Genomic DNA, 16,097 nt, shown 5'->3' with positions numbered 1-16,097 from the left:
CGATGGGTTCGGTCGCGGCCGGCGGTTCTCCGGTCAATCGCTCGACAGGACTATCAGCGAGTACGTCGAAGCGAACGCATGTTGCGTACGGTTCGAAAAGCCCTCGCGGAGGCGTACGACCCCGACCCGCGAGCGATGGTCGTCGTCGCCATGGGGTCGTCGTTCCTGCTGCTGTCGCTCCTGTCGTACCCGGACGGGTCGAGTCCGTACTACCTGTTCGCGCTCGTGGTTGCGGTCCTCTCGCTCCTCGGCTCGGTGGCGATGCTCGCCGTCGAGGGGCTCCGGTAGTCGTGGTGGACGAGGCCGCTACAGCACTTCCTTCTGAAGCGTGAGTTCCCCGTCCGAGCCGACGCGCAACATCACGTACTCGTAGTCCTGAATCCGTTCGTCGTACGCCACCTCGCCGTCGACGAGGAGCGTCACGTCGCAGGTCTCGGCGTCGACCTCCCGGGTGAGCGTCTTCGTCTCGCCCGGCGAGAGTCCGATATCGCCCTCGCGGCACGCGGGTTTCAGCACGACTTCGCCGGAGAAGTCGCCGCTGACCCGCACTCGAACGAGTTCCGAACCCTCGCAGAACTGCGGCCAGCCACACTCGTCCGTGGTGGTTGCGGTCTGTCCGGATTCGGTCGTCTCTGGGTCGGGGGCGGTTGTGGTCGTCGTTTCGGTCGTCGTCTCAGACGAAGATATGGAGGGACTACCGAGACACCCGGAGAGGAGAGCGAGCGAACCGAGCGACACGAGGACCCGTCTACGCTGCATGAGATGTAGTTTCGATGTCAGAGCAAATGTCTTGTGTCGGCGGGACGGCCCGGGCCGCGTGTCCGACTATCGCTGCGCCAACACCGTCTCGCCCGCCCGCACCGACTCGCCCTTCTCGACGACCACGTCGTCAGAGCCGTACTCCGGCGGCAACAGCACGTCGGCCCGCGAGCCGAAGTCGATGTGGCCGAGTCTCTGCCCGCGGACGAGTTCGTCGCCGGGTGCGACGTACGAGTGAATCCGGCGGGCGAACGCCCCGGCGATGAGCGACACTTCGTGGTCGCCCTCGTCGGTGTCGAGTTCGATATCGACGCGCTCGTTGCGGTCGGAGTCCTTCGAGAACGCCGGTTTGTGCGCGCCGGGGCGGTGGGTGACGGTTCGGACCGCGCCGGAGACGGGCGCGCGGTTGACGTGCACGTCGGTGACGTTCATGAACACGCCCACGCGGACGCGGCCGTCCTCGACGCGAATCACGGAGACGCGCCCGTCGGCGGGGGAGACGACGCCCGAGTCGTCGGGCGGCGAGCGCTCGGGGTCGCGGAAGAACCAGAGGACGAACGCGCCCACAGCGAGGAGAACGGCCCCGAGCGGCGGGAAGACGAACGCCGCGAGCGCCGCGCCGACGAAGGCGGGGAGCGCGAACCGTCGGTAGCCTGGTGCGAACTTCATTATGCCTCGCCGCGGACGTCCGCGCCCCAACTCGTGAGGAGGTGGGTGATGTGCAGGCGGTCGTCGATACCCGTCGAGATGTCGAGGTCGACCTGCCCGGCGAGGACGTGCAGGCGGGCGAGTTCGCCGTCTGCGAAGCGCTCGGGAGTCGAGTCGGCGACGCGGAGGATGTCGCGGAGGAGCTCCTGTCCCTCGTAGCCCTCGTCGTCGAGGAGCGTCGTGAGGGTCTCGCGGGCGTCCTTGATGTCGCCCTCGCGGGCGTTGATGAGGAGCGTCTTCAGCTCGTCGTCGAAGCCCACGTCGCCGAGGGCGGCGTGGACCGTGGACATCGTGACCTCGTCGGCTTCGGTGGCCGTCCGCTGGGCCGAGAGGATGGCCTTGCGGACGTTCCCGTTAGAGGCGTCGGTGAGGAACTGGAGGCCGCCGTCGTCGTAGTCGACGCCCTCGGCGTCGAGGATGTCGGCGAGGAGGGTTTCGAGGGTGTCGTCGTCCGGCGCGGGCATGGGAACCGGGAAACACCGCGAGCGAATCGGCGGGATGAGCTTCGAGGGCTGGCGGGTGGTGATGACGAACTGCGTGGTCCGGTGGTGCTGTTCCATCACGCGGCGGAGCGCCTGCTGGAAGTCCTCGCGGATGGATTCGGCGTTGTCGAGGACGATGGTCTTGTACTCGCCGGACATCGGGGCGTAGCTGGCGGACTCCTTCAGCACGCGGTTTATCATGTCGCGTTTCGCCATGCGACTGCGGCCGTCGAGGAACTGCTCGAACCGCGGGTCGGCGCGAATCTGCTTTTTCGTCCGGTTGAAGAAGTCCGCGACGTTGAGTTCGATGAGGTCGTTTTCGGGGTCCGAATGCGCCTCGCGAGCCAGCGCGCGAACGGCGGCGGTCTTGCCGACGCCCGGCGGGCCCTGCACGACGAGGTTCATCGGTTCGTCCACGGCGCGTCGGAGGCGTTCGCGGACCTCCGGCTGTGGGAGGTCTTCGAGCCCCGGCGCGTGCGTCTCGGTCCACAGCGGCGCGTCCATTGGACTCCGGTAGCAGACGGTCGGGTAAGAATCGGTCGGTCCGGACCGTCGGACGGACTCGGGCTTCCTGCGGGCGAGCCCCGAAGCCGCGACCGATTCGACGCACGTTTAGTCCCGCCGCTATCATTGTGGTGCATGTCCATGCGCGCGACCTTCCTCGGGACCGGCGGGGCCGTCCCCACCACGGCGCGTGCGCCGAGCGCGTTCCTCGTGAACCGCGACGGCGAGCGCCTGTTGTTCGATTGCGGGGAGGGCACCCAACGCCAGATGATGCGCTACGGGACCGGGTTCGGCGTCAGCCACCTGTTCGTCACCCACCTCCACGGCGACCACATCCTCGGCATCCCCGGCCTGATTCAGACGCTCGACTTCAACGACCGCGACGCCTCGCTGGCCATCCACGGCCCGCCGGGGAGCAAGCGCCACCTCGAAAAGCTCGTCCACGCGGGCGGCTATCAACCCGGCTTCCACGTCTCCGTCCACGAGGTCCGCCCCGGCAACGTCGCCTACCGCGCCGACGACTACGAGGTCCGCGCGTTCGACACCGAACACCGGACCGCCTCGGTCGGCTACGCACTCGTCGAAGACGACCGCCCCGGGCGGTTCGACCGCGAGAAGGCCGAGGAACTCGGCGTTCCCGTCGGCCCGGCGTTCGGTCGCCTCCACGCCGGCGAGGACGTGGAACTCGAAGACGGCACGGTCGTGCGCTCCGAGCAGGTCGTCGGCGACCCCCGACCCGGGCGAACCGTCGTCTACACCGGCGACACCCGCCCGCTCGATTCGACCGTCGAAGTCGCCCGCGACGCCGACCTGCTCGTCCACGACGCGACGTTCACCGACGAGGAGGCGGAGCGGGCGAAACAGACCGCGCACTCGACCGCCCGCGAGGCCGCCCGAATCGCCCGCGACGCCGACGTTCGCCGGTTCGCGCTGACGCACATCTCCGCCCGGTACGCCGCCGACCCGAGCCCGCTTCTCGAACAGGCCCGCGAGGTCTACGACGGCGAGGCGTTCGTCGCCGAAGACGGCCAGAAACTGGAGGTTCCGTACGCCGACAGCGACGGCGGCGGAGCCGAGACCGGCGAGTAGCCCGCGGACCGCGGTACGCTTTTCTCCCGGCCGGGCGCATCCGTCGGTGTGCCGCAGAACGCCTTCCACACCGTCGACGTGTTCGCCACGGCGAGGTACGCCGGGAACCAGCTCGCCGTCTTCGAGGGAGCGGACGCGCTCAGTTCCGAGCAGATGGCCGCGCTCGCCAACGAGATGAACTACTCGGAGACGACGTTCATCGAGGGAGGGTCGCCCGACGACTGCTACGACGTTCGCATCTTCACGCCGGACGGCGAGATTCCGTTCGCCGGACACCCGACGCTCGGGACGGCCGCCGTCCTCCGCGAGCACTTCGGGGCGGGCGACGAGGTGACGCTGAACCTCGGCGTCGGTCCCATCTCGGTCGAAGTTCGGTCCGACGGCAGCGACGACGAGCAGTACTGGATGACGCAAAACGCCCCGGAGTTCGGCGCGGAACTCGACCGCGAGACGCTCGCGGAGGTGCTGTCGCTCGATGCGGCCGACTTCGACGCGGACTGGCCGATACAGGTCGTCTCGACCGGCCTGCCAGCGGTGATGATTCCGCTCTGCGACCGCGACGCCCTCGCCCGGAGCGAGGTGTTCGTTCCGGCGTACCGCTCGTTCTTCGACGACGTGGGCGTCGAGAACCTCTTTCTGTTCTGTCCGGACCCCCGCGACGACGCGAACGACTTCGCGGCGCGGATGTACGCCCCCGGCCACGGCGTCGCCGAGGACCCCGCGACTGGTAGCGCGAACGGCTGTTTGGCGGGCTATCTCGCCCGTCATCGCTACTTCGACGACGACGAAATCGAGGTCACGGTCGAGCAGGGCTACGAGATGGGCCGTCCGTCGCAGCTCTACCTCGAAGCCGAGGACCGAGGCGGCGAGGTGGCGGTCCGCGTCGGCGGGCGCGTCGAGTTCGTCTCGAAGGGGAGACTCGTCTGAGCGGCCGCTGAGCGGGGAACAGAGTCGAAAAAGGGACCGATTCAGTCCCGGTGGGCGTCGCAGACCGGGTTCTCGCCGTCGTCGAGGAGGACGACGGGGACCCCGAGGACGACCCACTCGCGGACGTAGCGCCGGCGCGTCGTCGCGGGCGACCCGCACTCGACGCAGGCGACGTCCGCGGACTCGACGGCCGACTCGATGATTCTCGTCCGCGGGCCGACGGCCGTCCGTGGATACGCCGGGCGCTTGGACAGGAGCGCGACGAGCGCCGCGGCGACCGCGAGGGCGACGACCGGCAGGACGAACCGGCCGGCGCCGGAGCGCGCGAGCACGCCGACGATGACGAGCAACATGACCGCGACGGCCAGTTCACGGAGGAGACGCATCGACGGCGTCAGTTGCTCGTCTCGTTTTCGGAGCCGGACGAGGTCGACGACCTCGACGACGCCGAGGTATCACCCGACGACGAACCGGCGGACGAACCCGACGAGGACGACCCGTCGCTATCGAGCGACCGGACGAACTGCGGGTAGCCGCCGTCGCCGACCGGGATGTAGACGGTGTCCGTCTCGTCGAGTTTCTCGATGTACTTCTGGGCCAGCACCTCGTCGGACAGCGACTCCGCGAGGATGCGGTTGGCGTCGGCCTGTCCCTGCGCCTCGATGCGCTTGCGCTCGGCCTCCAACTCCTCAACGGCGAGTTCGTCCTGCTTCTGCTGGCGGCGCTGTTCGGTGATTTCCTTCTGTTCGACCGCCTGCGCGTACTCGGCGGGGAGTTCGACGTTGCGGACCTGCACCGCTTCGAGGATGAGGCCGTCGTCGGCGAACTCCTCTGCGAGTTCCCGCTCGGCGGCGGCCTTCAACTGGGTCTGGCCCTCGCCGGTGTAGATGACGGTGACGGGCAGTCGACCCGCTTCGGTCCGGAGCACCGACCGAATCGACGGGCGAATCAGGCGCTCTTCGGCGGTGGCGAGCGTCCGGTAGTTGCGGTAGAACTCGACCGCCTGGCCGGCGTCGATGCGGTAGCGGACGGTCACGTCGATGTCCGTCCGGAGGCCGTCCTCGGTCAGGACGGTGATGGCGTCGTCGCCGCGCCTGTCGCCTTCGCTCGTCGACGACGACATCGTGTACGACTGCGGTCGCACCGACAGCGACGAGGTCGACTGCGAGACGGGGTTGATGAAGTGCGCACCGGGTTCGAAGACGGTGCCGGTGGTCGCGCCCCACTTCTTGACGACCTTGACGTTCCCTTCCTCGACGGGTTCCCACGCGAGGAGGCCGGCGATGGGGGCGGCGATAAGGAGGAGGGCGACGACACCGATGAGGGCGATGCGCGTCAGCGACCGGGAGGTCACCGACGGCGGGTCGGGGATATCAGAACTCATCACTCTACTTTCAAATAGCCGAGACTTGTTTGTTTCGTGTCAATCGCGGGTCGCGGCGGCATATCCGCGGCGGCACCGGCGTTGTCGGTGCCAGCGGCCTCGTCGGCCGAGTCGCGCAACCGCGACACCCGAGACGAGTCGACGCTCGAAACCGGCGTGGAGTATATATCCGGCGCGACCCTAGTCGCCGTCGTGAACGACCGGACGAGTGCGCTCGACTCGGTCGTCTTCGGCGTCGACATCCAGAGCGGCGATATCCGCGGCGACTCGCCGTCGTACGCGCTGGTCGTGTTGGACACCCGAGACACCGAGTCAGACGAGGTCCGAATCGAACGAGACGTGGTCTCCTTCCGCAAGTTACGCCGCCTCATCGAGCGCGACGAACCGCGCGTCGTCGCCACGGACAACATGTACGAGTTGGCGACCGACAAGGACGATTTGGTCCGCTTCCTGCGGTGGCTCCCCCACGGGACGCAGTTGGTGCAAGTGACCGGCGCGGAGCGACCGGAACCGCTCTCGCGGGTCGCCTCGCGTCACGGCGTCCCCTACGGCAAAGACCCGATGAAGGAGGCCGAGGCCGCGGCCCGACTCGCCCTCGCCAACGTCGGCTACGAGGTCGCCGCCTTCGAGAACACGACGACCGTGAAGGTCTCTCGCGGCCGCTCGACCGGCAAGGGCGGGTGGAGTCAGGACCGCTACACGCGCCGCATCCACGGGTCGGTCAAACAGCAGTCCCGCGAGGTCGAGTCCTCGCTGAAGGAGGCCAATCTCGACTACGAGCGGGACGTGACCGAGAAGTACGGCGGCTACTCGCAGGCGCTTTTCACCGTCGAAGCGCGCCCCGAGGACATCCCCGTATCGACCCACCGCTCGGGCGACACCCGCGTCGAAATCGAGCGCGAGCGCCGCGACGGCATCGAGTTCGAACCGCTCGTGAAGCGCCGCGACCGCGTCATCGTCGGCATCGACCCCGGCACGACCACGGCCGTCGCCGTCGTCGGCCTCGACGGGCGCGTCCTCGACGTGCACTCGACGCGGACCGCAGACACCGCCGCCGTCATCGAGTGGCTCATCGAGCGCGGGCGACCGAGTCTCGTCGCCGCCGACGTGCAGCCGATGCCCGAGACGGTCGAGAAGTTCCGGCGGAGCTTCGACGCCGCCGGCTGGGCCCCCGCGAGCGACATTCCCGTCGACGAAAAGCTCCACCGGACCCGCGACATCGACTACGACAACGACCACGAGCGCGACGCCCTCGCGGCGGCGCTGTTCGCCTTCGACGCCCACGAAGACCAGTTCGAGCGCATCTCCCGGAAGGTGCCCGCCGACGTGGACAGAGAAGAGGTCATCGCCCGCGTCCTCGCCAGCGAGGAGTCGGTCGAGGCCGCTCTCCGCGAGATGGCCGACGACGGCGACGGGGGCGACCCCGACGACGCCGACGAGGAGGCTCACGAGGAGCCCGAACTCACGCCCGAAGAACGCGAGATTCGGGAGTTGCGGTCGCGGGTCGAGCGCCTCGAATCGCACGTCGAGGACCTGAAGTCGACCATCGAGGAGAAAGACGAGACCATCGAGGAGTACAAGCAGGAACTCTCCGACGCCCGCCGCGAGGAGCGCCGCGAGGCCCGCGAGCGCCGCGAAGTCACCCGACTGGAACGCGAGAACGGCCGGTTAGAGCGGAACGTCGAATCGCTCGAATCCGACAAGGCGGAACTCGCAGACAAGCTCGACCAACTGAAGTCGCTGTGGAAGCTCGACCACTCGAACTTCGCGGACGTGAACACCGACGGAAGCCTCGTGCCCGTCAAAATCGTCGAGCAGTTCACCAACGGTGCGCTCGACCACACCGTCGAGGAGTACGGCATCGCCGCGGGCGACGTGGTCTACCTCCGCGACGCCAGCGGGGCCGGGCGGACAACCGCCGAGCGACTCGCCGAGTTCGACCCCAAGGTCGTCCTCCGGTCGGGCAATCTCTCGGAGGTCGCGGACGAGGTGCTGTTCGAGGCCGAGATTCCGGTCGCGCCCGCCGACGGCGTGACGATTCAGGAGATAGACGAACTCGCCGTGGCGAAGGAGTCCGAAGTCGAATCAGCCATCGCAGACTGGGAGTCGCGGGCGGAAGAACGACAGAAAGAACAGCAAAAGGAGATGGTGGACCAGATTATCTCCGAACACCGCGCGGAGAACCGGCGCGGATAGCGCCGGGTTCGGTTTTCAGTCGGTCGCGTCGTGGCCGACGACGACGGCGACCACGAAGTACAGCGCCGCGCCGACGAGCGGCACGAAGAAGGCCAAGGCGGCCCAGAACGTCGCGTTTCGCCCCTTGAACGTCGCGTCCTTGTGGACCCGATAGGGGAGGTAGATGTGGAACGCGAGGAAGTAGACCGCGAAGCCGAGGATGTACGGGAGGAGGTCGCCGCCGCGGACCGACGCCCACATGGCCGCGAGCAGACCGAAGACGACGAGGATGAGCGCGGCGAAGATGATGACGGGCGCACGCGTCGTGTTTCCTGAGTCGGACATCACCCGGAGTTGGGACCGGTGCGTGTTGTCCGTTTCGCCCGCGCGCGGTGGGACACAAGCGTCTACAGATAGGCAAGGCGAGTGTCTCGGGGCTTGACCCCGAGGCGGTTCACGATAATCCCTATCAGAAGTCATATGCCACGTCCCCGACACCGAACAGGTATGGACGCATACGACCTGATCACTCGGAACGCCTCCGAAGTGGTCACGGAGGACGAAGTGCGCGCGCTGGCCGACGACCCCGAGGGCAAGCGAGCGTACGTGGGCTACGAGCCCTCCGGCGTCCTCCACATCGGTCACATGCTCACCGCCAACAAGCTCATCGACCTCCAAGAGGCGGGCTTCGAGGTAGTCGTGCTTCTGGCCGACGTACACGCCTACCTCAACGGCAAGGGCACCTTCGAGGAGATTCGCGAGACGGCCGAGCGGATGAAAGCGCAGTTCATCGCCTACGGCCTCGACGAGAGCCAGACGGAGTTCGTCCTCGGCTCGGAGTACCAACTCGACGAGAGCTACGTCCTCGACCTGCACGCGCTCGAACTGGAGACGACCCTCTCGCGCGCCGAGCGCGCCATGGCCGAAATCAAGAGCGGCGAGGGCGTCACCGTCGCGCAGGCGGTCTACCCCATCATGCAGGCGCTCGACATCGTCTACCTCGACGTGGACCTCGCCATCGGCGGGATGGAACAGCGCAAGGTCCACATGCTCGCCCGCGACACGCTCCCGAGCATCGGCGAGGAGTCGCCGACCTGCATGCACACGCCGCTCATCGCGGACCTCGGGACGGGCATCGGCAAGATGTCCTCCTCCGAGGGCGTCACCATCTCGATGGAGGACACCACCGAGGACATCGAAGACAAGGTCAACGGCGCGTTCTGCCCGCCGACGGCCGACCCCGACCCGACCGACGAGGGCGACGAACGCGAGAACCCCGTCCTCCAAATCTTCGAGTACCACGTCTTCCCGCGCTTCCAGCGGGTCGTCGTCGAGCGCCCCGAGCAGTACGGCGGGAACCTCGAATACGACGACTACGAGACGCTGGAGGCCGACCTCGAATCCGGCGAACTCCACCCCGCCGACGCGAAGGGCGCGCTCGCGAACTACCTCGACGAACTCATCGAACCGGGTCGCGCGAAGATAGCCGAGTAATCGCCGCGCCTCGCCGGAACTATACCCTTTTCGACGGTTCGTGACTCGCCGTCTCCCAAACCGATAGAAGCCGCCGACCCGACGGGTCGGTATGCCCCGCTCTTCCGACGTTCTCGTTCATCGAAACCGAACCGTCGCAGACCGCGAGGAGCGCACGCTGACCGCGGACGTGTACCGCCCCGAATCGCCCGCAGCGACCGAGATAGCCGAAACGACAGCGTCGCCGGCGGCCGAAGCGTCCCGGCCGCTCGTCGTCTTCGTCTACGGCGGCGCGTGGGAGACCGGCTCGACCGGCCAGTTCGCCCGCTGGGCGCTCGACGCCGCCGACGAGGGGTTCGTCGCGGCCGAGGTGTCGTACCGACTGGGTCACGAAGCGCCGTTCCCCGCGCAAATCGAGGACGTGTGCGAGGGTATCGACTGGGTCGTCGACCGCGCCGACGAGTTCGGTATCGACTCCGAGGCCGTCGCCGTCGTCGGCCACTCCGCGGGGGCGCACCTCGCGTTGTTGGCGGCGCTTTCGGACGGTGACGAGTTCGGGCGGCGGACCGGAATCGACGCCGCGGTCGGCGTCTCCGGCGTCTACGACCTGCGAGCCGACGACCACGAGCGCGCCGGGGAGTCGCTGCCGCTGTTCGATAGCCCGCCGTCGGCCGCCGAGTTGCGTCGGTGTTCGCCGATTACCCGCGTCGGCGGCGACGCTGACGCCAACTCGGGAAACGGCCCCGACGCCGACGCGCCGCCGACGCTGTTGCTCCACGGGAGCGATGACTCGGTCGTCGCGCCGGACCAGAGCGCCCGGTTGGCGGACGCCCTCGACGCGGCCGGAAACGAAGTCGAGTACGACGCCGTCGGCGCGGCCGACCACGTCTTCTTGCACTCGTCGTACCACTATCCTGCGGTCCGAAAGCGGGTGTTCTCGTTCCTCCGCGAGCGCCTGTGAGACGGCGCGGTACCGGCGGTTCTCAGGCCATGCCGAACATCTTCATGACGCCCTCGGCGAGGCCGCTGGCGACGAGGCCGAGGCCGGCGACGACGAACGCGAGCCCCGCCGCGACGACGGGAGCCTGATAGGCGACGATACCGATACCCAAGAGCAAGGAGACGACGCCGGCGATACCCTTCGTGCCGAGTTTGTCGAGCATACCACGACGGCGTTTCGGGACCGCCCTAAACGCGTCGTTCCGTCCGACGCTTCCTACCGGCCGAACGTCGGCGGATTTAACCATGCCCACGTCGAACGCTCGCGCATGAGCGACGACGAGAACGAGAGCCGCCGAGACCTTCGAATGCCGAACGACGACGAAGTGTTCGCCGTCGTGACGAACATGCTCGGGGCCAATCGTATTCGCGTCCGCTGTGCCGACGGCGTCGAGCGGACCGCTCGCATTCCCGGACGGATGCAGAAGCGAATCTGGATTCGAGAGGACGACGTGGTGCTCGTCGAACCGTGGGACTGGCAGGACGAGAAGGCCGACGTGAGCTGGCGCTACGAGAAGTCCGAAGCCGACCAACTCCGCCGCGAAGGCCACATCCAGTAACGCGTTCGAGACAGCGCCGACTGTTCGCCGAGCGACACCGAAGCCGGAGCCTGTGCCCTTTTCATCTCGCCTCTCGTAGCCCTAGTCCAATGACTGACGAGTTCGGCATGGTCGAACCCCAGGAGGGCGAGGCGTTCGGCGACGAGTGGGAGGAGATAGACGTCTCCGACGACGAGGCGGACCGCATCGCGCGCCGCAAGGACCGCGACTTCGACGAGTTCCGGATGCGGTTGAAGGACGCCGACCAGTTCAAAGTCGAGCAGTCGGTGTTCGACGACGCGACCTTCGCCGCCATCTACAAACTCGTCCAAGACGGGTACATCGACGCGTTCGGCGGGCCGATTTCGACCGGGAAGGAGGCCAACGTCTTCGAGGCGCTCGGCGGCGACGACTCGGACGTGGCGGTCAAGATATACCGCATCAACGCCTCCGACTTCCGGCACATGCGCGACTACCTCGAAGGCGACCCGCGCTTCGAGAACATCGGCCACGACAAGGGGCAGGTCGTCCGCGCGTGGGTCAGAAAGGAGTTCGCCAACCTCGAACGCGCCCAGCGCGCCGGCGTCCGGGTGCCGAAGCCCATCGCGGTCCAGCGGAACGTCCTCGTCATGGAACTCGTCGGCGTCGTCGACGACCGGGCGCGGCGGCTCTCGGAGGTTCGCGTCGAGAACCCCCAGACCGCCTACGAGGTCGTCCGCGAGTACATGCGCCGACTCCACCGCGCCGGCCTCGTCCACGGCGACCTCTCGGAGTACAACCTCATCATCCACGAGGGCGAACTCGTCGTCATCGACCTCGGGCAGGCCGTCACGGTCCACCACCCCAACGCCGAGGAGTTCCTCCGGCGGGACTGCCGCAACGTGGCCAACTTCTTCCGCCGACAGGGTGCCGACGCCGACGGCGACTCGCTGTTCGAGTTCGTCACGGCCGACGAGAGCGAAGACGAGTAGAAACGTAGACCCGCCGCGAGGCGGGGTGTGCGACCGAGACACGCGGCGACCCGGCGAGCGAACGCTTAAACCACTCCGACGGGTATCGGGAGATATGCAGCACGTCAAGGTGCCGCAGGACCGTATCGGTGTTCTCATCGGCGAAGGTGGCTCGACGCTCCGAGAGATAGAGAGTCGCGCGGAAGTCCGACTCGACGTTGACTCGGAGAACGGCAGCGTCGCCATCGACAGCGTCGGCGACCCCGTACTCGGCATGGTCGCCCCCGACGTGGTTCGAGCGGTCGGCCGCGGCTTCGCCCCGGAGGACGCGATGGCGCTCCTCGACGACGACATGATGATGTTCGAACTCATCGAGATAGACCGGCACACCCGAAACAAAAACGACATGCGGCGGCAGAAGGGCCGCCTCATCGGCGAGAACGGCCGCACCCGCGAACTCATGGAAGAGCTGACCGGCGCGGACGTGGTCATCTACGGCTCGACGCTCGGCATCATCGGCCAACCCGAGGAGGTCGAAGTCGTCCGCCGGGCCGTCGAGATGATTCTCGACGGCGCGCCCCACGGCGCGGTGTACTCCTTCCTCGAACGGAAGCACAACGACCTGACCCAGGGCTTCAACGTCCGGCAGAACAACTGAGACGCCACCGCCGACGAGTCCACCGCCGACACGGCACTCGCCCGCATCGTCTTTTCACCGCACTCGCTCCGAGAGTGGCGAGACCGCCCGCCGAGAACCACGGATAAACCCGCGTAATCGACCGCCGTCACCGGGTCTCGACCACCCCACCGTGTTGCGTTTTGGCATACCAATAAACGAAGCTTTTTTATAGAATCACAAACAATCAGGCGATGACTATGAGCCAGCGAATGCAGCAGGGTCAGCCCATGATCATTCTGGGCGAAGACTCGCAGCGCACATCCGGTCAGGATGCGCAGTCGATGAACATCACGGCCGGAAAGGCCGTCGCAGAGGCCGTACGCACCACGCTCGGCCCCAAAGGGATGGACAAGATGCTCGTCGACTCCGGCGGGCAGGTCGTCGTCACGAACGACGGCGTCACCATCCTCAAGGAGATGGACATCGACCACCCCGCGGCCAACATGATCGTCGAAGTCTCCGAGACCCAGGAGGACGAGGTCGGAGACGGCACGACGACGGCCGTCATCATCGCCGGCGAACTCCTCGACCAGGCCGAGGAACTCCTCGAATCGGACGTCCACGCGACGACCATCGCGCAGGGTTACCGCCAGGCCGCCGAGAAGGCCAAGGAAGTCCTCGAGGACAACGCCATCGAGGTCACCGAGGACGACCGCGAGACCCTCACGAAGATCGCCGCGACGGCGATGACCGGTAAGGGCGCGGAGTCCGCGAAGGACCTGCTCTCCGAACTCGTCGTCGACGCCGTGCTGGCCGTCAAGGACGACGACGGCATCGACACGAACAACGTCTCCATCGAGAAGGTCGTCGGCGGCACCATCGACAACTCCGAACTCGTCGAGGGCGTCATCGTCGACAAGGAGCGCGTCGACGAGAACATGCCCTACGCCGTCGAAGACGCGAACATCGCCATCCTCGACGACGCGCTGGAAGTCCGCGAGACCGAAATCGACGCGGAAGTCAACGTCACTGACCCCGACCAGCTTCAGCAGTTCCTCGACCAGGAAGAAAAGCAGCTGAAAGAGATGGTCGACCAGCTCGTCGAGGTCGGCGCCGACGCCGTCTTCGTCGGTGACGGCATCGACGACATGGCGCAGCACTACCTCGCGAAGGAGGGCATCCTCGCGGTCCGCCGCACGAAGTCCTCCGACCTCAAGCGTCTCGCCCGCGCGACGGGCGGCCGCGTCGTCAGCAGCCTCGACGACATCGAGGCCGACGACCTCGGCTTCGCCGGCTCCGTCGGACAGAAGGACGTCGGCGGCGACGAGCGCATCTTCGTCGAGGACGTCGAGGACGCGAAGTCCGTCACGCTCATCCTCCGCGGCGGCACGGAACACGTCGTCGACGAGCTCGAGCGCGCCATCGAGGACTCCCTCGGCGTCGTCCGCACGACGCTCGAAGACGGTAAGGTCCTCCCCGGCGGCGGCGCTCCCGAGACGGAGCTCTCCCTGCAGCTCCGCGAGTTCGCCGACTCCGTCGGCGGCCGCGAGCAGCTCGCCGTCGAGGCGTTCGCCGAGGCGCTGGACATCATCCCGCGCACCCTCGCCGAGAACGCCGGTCTCGACCCCATCGACTCCCTCGTCGACCTGCGCTCGCGCCACGACGGCGGCGAGTTCGCAGCCGGCCTCGACGCCTACACGGGCGAGGTCATCGACATGGAAGAAGAGGGCGTCGTGGAGCCCCTCCGCGTCAAGACCCAGGCTATCGAGTCCGCGACCGAAGCCGCCGTCATGATTCTCCGCATCGACGACGTCATCGCCGCTGGCGACCTCTCCGGTGGCCAGACGGGCGGCGACGACGACGAGGGCGGCGCGCCCGGCGGTATGGGCGGCGGCATGGGTGGCATGGGCGGCATGGGCGGCATGGGCGGCGCAATGTGAGCGCCCCAGTAGGCCACCACACACCCACCCCCTGACCTCGCATCGACTCGAATCGTCGGCCGAATTCATCCCGTTTTTTGCGGATTCACGCCCGTTAGCGTCTGCTTTGTCCGCTCGCGCGTCGGTTGGGACGCCGTTAATCGAGCGCCCGCATCGCATCGTCATCCGACACCACGAAACGGTCGGTGTATCGGCAACTGATCCGTTGCGGAAGTTGACAAATCCCTATAAAACGTCCGGTACGATTCGTGAACCGTCGGTGTTCGTCTCTATACTTATCTCCCGTGGCAGCATCTGTCAGGATGTATGTCCCCTCCCGAGCCCTCGGCGGACGCCGCCGCCTCGGACGCGACCACGCCCGCGAGTCGACCGCCGTTTCTGGCCGTCGTCGCGCCCCGCATCTCCGAGGCGACGGCGCTCGCGACGACGCTCCTGCCCGGTGTCGGCCTCGTAGTCCGCGCGCCCCGTAGTGCCTCCCCGTCGAACCTCCGCGCTACCCTCGCCGCGATGCGGCGGGCCGACGCCCCGCTCGTCGTGGCGACAGACAGCGCGGCCGCCGTCCGCGACGCCGACCGCGTCCACGTCGCCGACGGCGGCGTCGTCGTGGAGTCTGGCGCGCCGGACGACCTCCTCGCGGTCCCCGGCGTCTACGCCCGGCGCTACGGTACCGAACTCGGCGCGAACTTCGCCGGACCGGGAAAAGACGTCGACGACGAGTGACCGTCGGGCCGACGCTCGTTCCGCCGGTTCGCCCCAACGTTCACCACCGTTCCCGTGGTAGCGGTACGTATGGGAGACAGGGCGTGTTACCGCGAGTTCTGTCCGGACTGCGACGCGCCGGTGACTATCGTCGACGACGAGTGTCCCGAGTGCGGGCGGGAACTGGCGCTCGTCTGAGAGACGGCGGCGGCGTCACTCGGACACTCGCGCGTCGATGTGGTGGACCGCGTGCGGAGAGAGATACCGGCCGCCCGGGACCTCGACCCAGCCGTTGACGAGCACGCGAACCGGCCCTTCGTGCAGCACGGACTCCATCTCGGCGTCGCCGTAGACGACCGCGTCGTCTATCGTCTGTTCGAACCGACCTCCGAACGGGGAGTCGGACGCGAAAACCATACAAGAGACAACTCGCCGTCACGTATTGAGAATAACGGCGAATCGCGGCGTTCACGACGATTCGGAAGCGTCTGCACCCGCGCGACGAGCGAGGAAATCGACTAGCGCCGACACCACGAGCAGGGCCGCGACGAGTTGGAGGCCGCGGGAGACGTCCAGTCCGAGCGACGCCGCGATGCCGAATCTGTCGATGACGTAGAGCGTCGCGGCGACGAGTCCCAGACTACCGAACAGGGGTCTCGCGAATCGGCCGTCGAGGCTCGTCGCGAAATTGTAGGCGGCGACGCCGAAGACGACCGCCGCGGCGACGATGCCGAGAACGTCCATGGGAAGTGTATCGTACCTCCCGACCAAGAAAGTGTTGTCTTTCTAACTCGACTGGCTAACGACTACCCGGGAGCAGGCTCCGATAGTCGTCGAGAACAGAGACAGT

The 16,097-nt window shown here is 67.3% G+C and carries 20 protein-coding genes; 11 read left to right on the top strand and 9 right to left on the bottom strand.

The window, feature by feature from the left end:
• Window positions 1–78: 78 nt before the first annotated feature.
• Entirely contained in the window at window positions 79–288 is a 210-nt protein-coding gene (locus tag ABY42_RS00735) for a hypothetical protein (protein WP_050458460.1), read from the top strand.
• Between the two features lie 18 nt (window positions 289–306).
• On the opposite strand, the gene ABY42_RS00730 is transcribed toward ABY42_RS00735, so the two are convergent.
• The 3 genes from ABY42_RS00730 to ABY42_RS00720 all read right to left on the bottom strand — a co-directional run bounded on the left by ABY42_RS00730 (window position 307) and on the right by ABY42_RS00720 (window position 2,453).
• The gene (locus ABY42_RS00730) at window positions 307–759 is read right to left on the bottom strand and encodes a hypothetical protein (RefSeq protein ID WP_050458459.1); all 453 of its coding nucleotides are present in this window, start codon (window positions 757–759) and stop codon (window positions 307–309) included.
• 66 nt (window positions 760–825) lie between these two features.
• A complete protein-coding gene (locus ABY42_RS00725) occupies window positions 826–1,428 on the bottom strand; it encodes a protein sorting system archaetidylserine decarboxylase (RefSeq protein ID WP_050458458.1) in 603 nt (200 codons plus the stop codon).
• Window positions 1,428–2,453: an AAA family ATPase gene (locus tag ABY42_RS00720; protein ID WP_050458457.1), complete on the bottom strand. Its 1,026-nt coding sequence runs from the start codon at window positions 2,451–2,453 to the stop codon at window positions 1,428–1,430. The genes ABY42_RS00725 and ABY42_RS00720 overlap by 1 nt, the downstream gene beginning before the upstream one ends.
• A 141-nt stretch (window positions 2,454–2,594) precedes the next feature.
• On the opposite strand from ABY42_RS00720, the gene rnz reads away from it, so the two are divergent.
• Complete coding sequence (gene rnz, locus ABY42_RS00715; RefSeq protein WP_193363454.1) at window positions 2,595–3,542, top strand: ribonuclease Z; 948 nt, start codon at window positions 2,595–2,597, stop codon at window positions 3,540–3,542.
• A 48-nt stretch (window positions 3,543–3,590) separates the two neighbouring features.
• The gene (locus ABY42_RS00710) at window positions 3,591–4,469 is read left to right on the top strand and encodes a PhzF family phenazine biosynthesis protein (protein ID WP_050458456.1); all 879 of its coding nucleotides are present in this window, start codon (window positions 3,591–3,593) and stop codon (window positions 4,467–4,469) included.
• Window positions 4,470–4,510: 41 nt separating this feature from the next.
• Here the strand turns inward: ABY42_RS00710 and ABY42_RS00705 are convergent, their stop codons facing one another.
• Together ABY42_RS00705 and ABY42_RS00700 are read right to left on the bottom strand one after the other, a co-directional pair.
• Window positions 4,511–4,855, bottom strand: a complete 345-nt coding sequence (locus tag ABY42_RS00705) for a hypothetical protein (protein ID WP_050458455.1) — start codon at window positions 4,853–4,855, stop codon at window positions 4,511–4,513.
• 8 nt (window positions 4,856–4,863) lie between these two features.
• Complete coding sequence (locus ABY42_RS00700) at window positions 4,864–5,853, bottom strand: prohibitin family protein (RefSeq protein ID WP_004973902.1); 990 nt, start codon at window positions 5,851–5,853, stop codon at window positions 4,864–4,866.
• Window positions 5,854–6,045: 192 nt separating this feature from the next.
• Here ABY42_RS00700 and ABY42_RS00695 point away from each other — a divergent pair, with 192 nt between their 5' ends.
• A complete protein-coding gene (locus ABY42_RS00695; protein WP_050459871.1) occupies window positions 6,046–8,049 on the top strand; it encodes a DUF460 domain-containing protein in 2,004 nt (667 codons plus the stop codon).
• 15 nt (window positions 8,050–8,064) lie between these two features.
• Here the strand turns inward: ABY42_RS00695 and ABY42_RS00690 are convergent, their stop codons facing one another.
• Window positions 8,065–8,373 (bottom strand): hypothetical protein, encoded by a 309-nt coding sequence (locus ABY42_RS00690; RefSeq protein ID WP_050458454.1) that lies wholly within the window; start codon window positions 8,371–8,373, stop codon window positions 8,065–8,067.
• 162 nt (window positions 8,374–8,535) lie between these two features.
• Here ABY42_RS00690 and ABY42_RS00685 point away from each other — a divergent pair, with 162 nt between their 5' ends.
• Window positions 8,536–9,522, top strand: coding sequence for a tyrosine--tRNA ligase (locus ABY42_RS00685; protein ID WP_004973906.1), 987 nt, complete (start codon window positions 8,536–8,538; stop codon window positions 9,520–9,522).
• Window positions 9,523–9,613: 91 nt separating this feature from the next.
• Window positions 9,614–10,462: an alpha/beta hydrolase gene (locus ABY42_RS00680; protein ID WP_050458453.1), complete on the top strand. Its 849-nt coding sequence runs from the start codon at window positions 9,614–9,616 to the stop codon at window positions 10,460–10,462.
• Between the two features lie 22 nt (window positions 10,463–10,484).
• Here the strand turns inward: ABY42_RS00680 and ABY42_RS00675 are convergent, their stop codons facing one another.
• Entirely contained in the window at window positions 10,485–10,664 is a 180-nt protein-coding gene (locus tag ABY42_RS00675) for a DUF7470 family protein (protein ID WP_004973908.1), read from the bottom strand.
• A gap of 105 nt (window positions 10,665–10,769) precedes the next feature.
• Here ABY42_RS00675 and eif1A point away from each other — a divergent pair, with 105 nt between their 5' ends.
• The 5 genes from eif1A (at window position 10,770) to ABY42_RS00650 (ending at window position 15,268) form a co-directional block, all read left to right on the top strand.
• Window positions 10,770–11,060: a translation initiation factor eIF-1A gene (eif1A, locus tag ABY42_RS00670; RefSeq protein WP_004045248.1), complete on the top strand. Its 291-nt coding sequence runs from the start codon at window positions 10,770–10,772 to the stop codon at window positions 11,058–11,060.
• 89 nt (window positions 11,061–11,149) lie between these two features.
• Window positions 11,150–12,010, top strand: coding sequence for a serine/threonine-protein kinase Rio1 (gene rio1 / locus ABY42_RS00665; protein ID WP_004973909.1), 861 nt, complete (start codon window positions 11,150–11,152; stop codon window positions 12,008–12,010).
• Window positions 12,011–12,104: 94 nt separating this feature from the next.
• Window positions 12,105–12,647, top strand: a complete 543-nt coding sequence (locus tag ABY42_RS00660; protein WP_004973911.1) for a KH domain-containing protein — start codon at window positions 12,105–12,107, stop codon at window positions 12,645–12,647.
• A gap of 248 nt (window positions 12,648–12,895) precedes the next feature.
• A complete protein-coding gene (thsA, locus tag ABY42_RS00655) occupies window positions 12,896–14,548 on the top strand; it encodes a thermosome subunit alpha (protein WP_004973912.1) in 1,653 nt (550 codons plus the stop codon).
• Between the two features lie 306 nt (window positions 14,549–14,854).
• Window positions 14,855–15,268, top strand: a complete 414-nt coding sequence (locus ABY42_RS00650; RefSeq protein WP_004973914.1) for an ABC transporter ATP-binding protein/permease — start codon at window positions 14,855–14,857, stop codon at window positions 15,266–15,268.
• 192 nt (window positions 15,269–15,460) lie between these two features.
• Here ABY42_RS00650 and ABY42_RS00645 read toward each other — a convergent pair whose 3' ends face one another.
• Window positions 15,461–15,664, bottom strand: a complete 204-nt coding sequence (locus ABY42_RS00645) for a hypothetical protein (RefSeq protein WP_004973915.1) — start codon at window positions 15,662–15,664, stop codon at window positions 15,461–15,463.
• Between the two features lie 51 nt (window positions 15,665–15,715).
• Window positions 15,716–15,991 carry a hypothetical protein gene (locus tag ABY42_RS00640; RefSeq protein ID WP_050458452.1) on the bottom strand — a complete coding sequence of 92 codons (276 nt, stop codon included), beginning with the start codon at window positions 15,989–15,991 and terminating at the stop codon, window positions 15,716–15,718.
• Between the last annotated feature and the right edge of the window lie 106 nt (window positions 15,992–16,097).

Origin of the sequence: Haloferax gibbonsii, assembly GCF_001190965.1 — an archaeon.
In the GTDB taxonomy this organism is placed as follows: domain Archaea; phylum Halobacteriota; class Halobacteria; order Halobacteriales; family Haloferacaceae; genus Haloferax; species Haloferax gibbonsii.
This window is presented reverse-complemented; position numbering and strand designations above follow the sequence as displayed.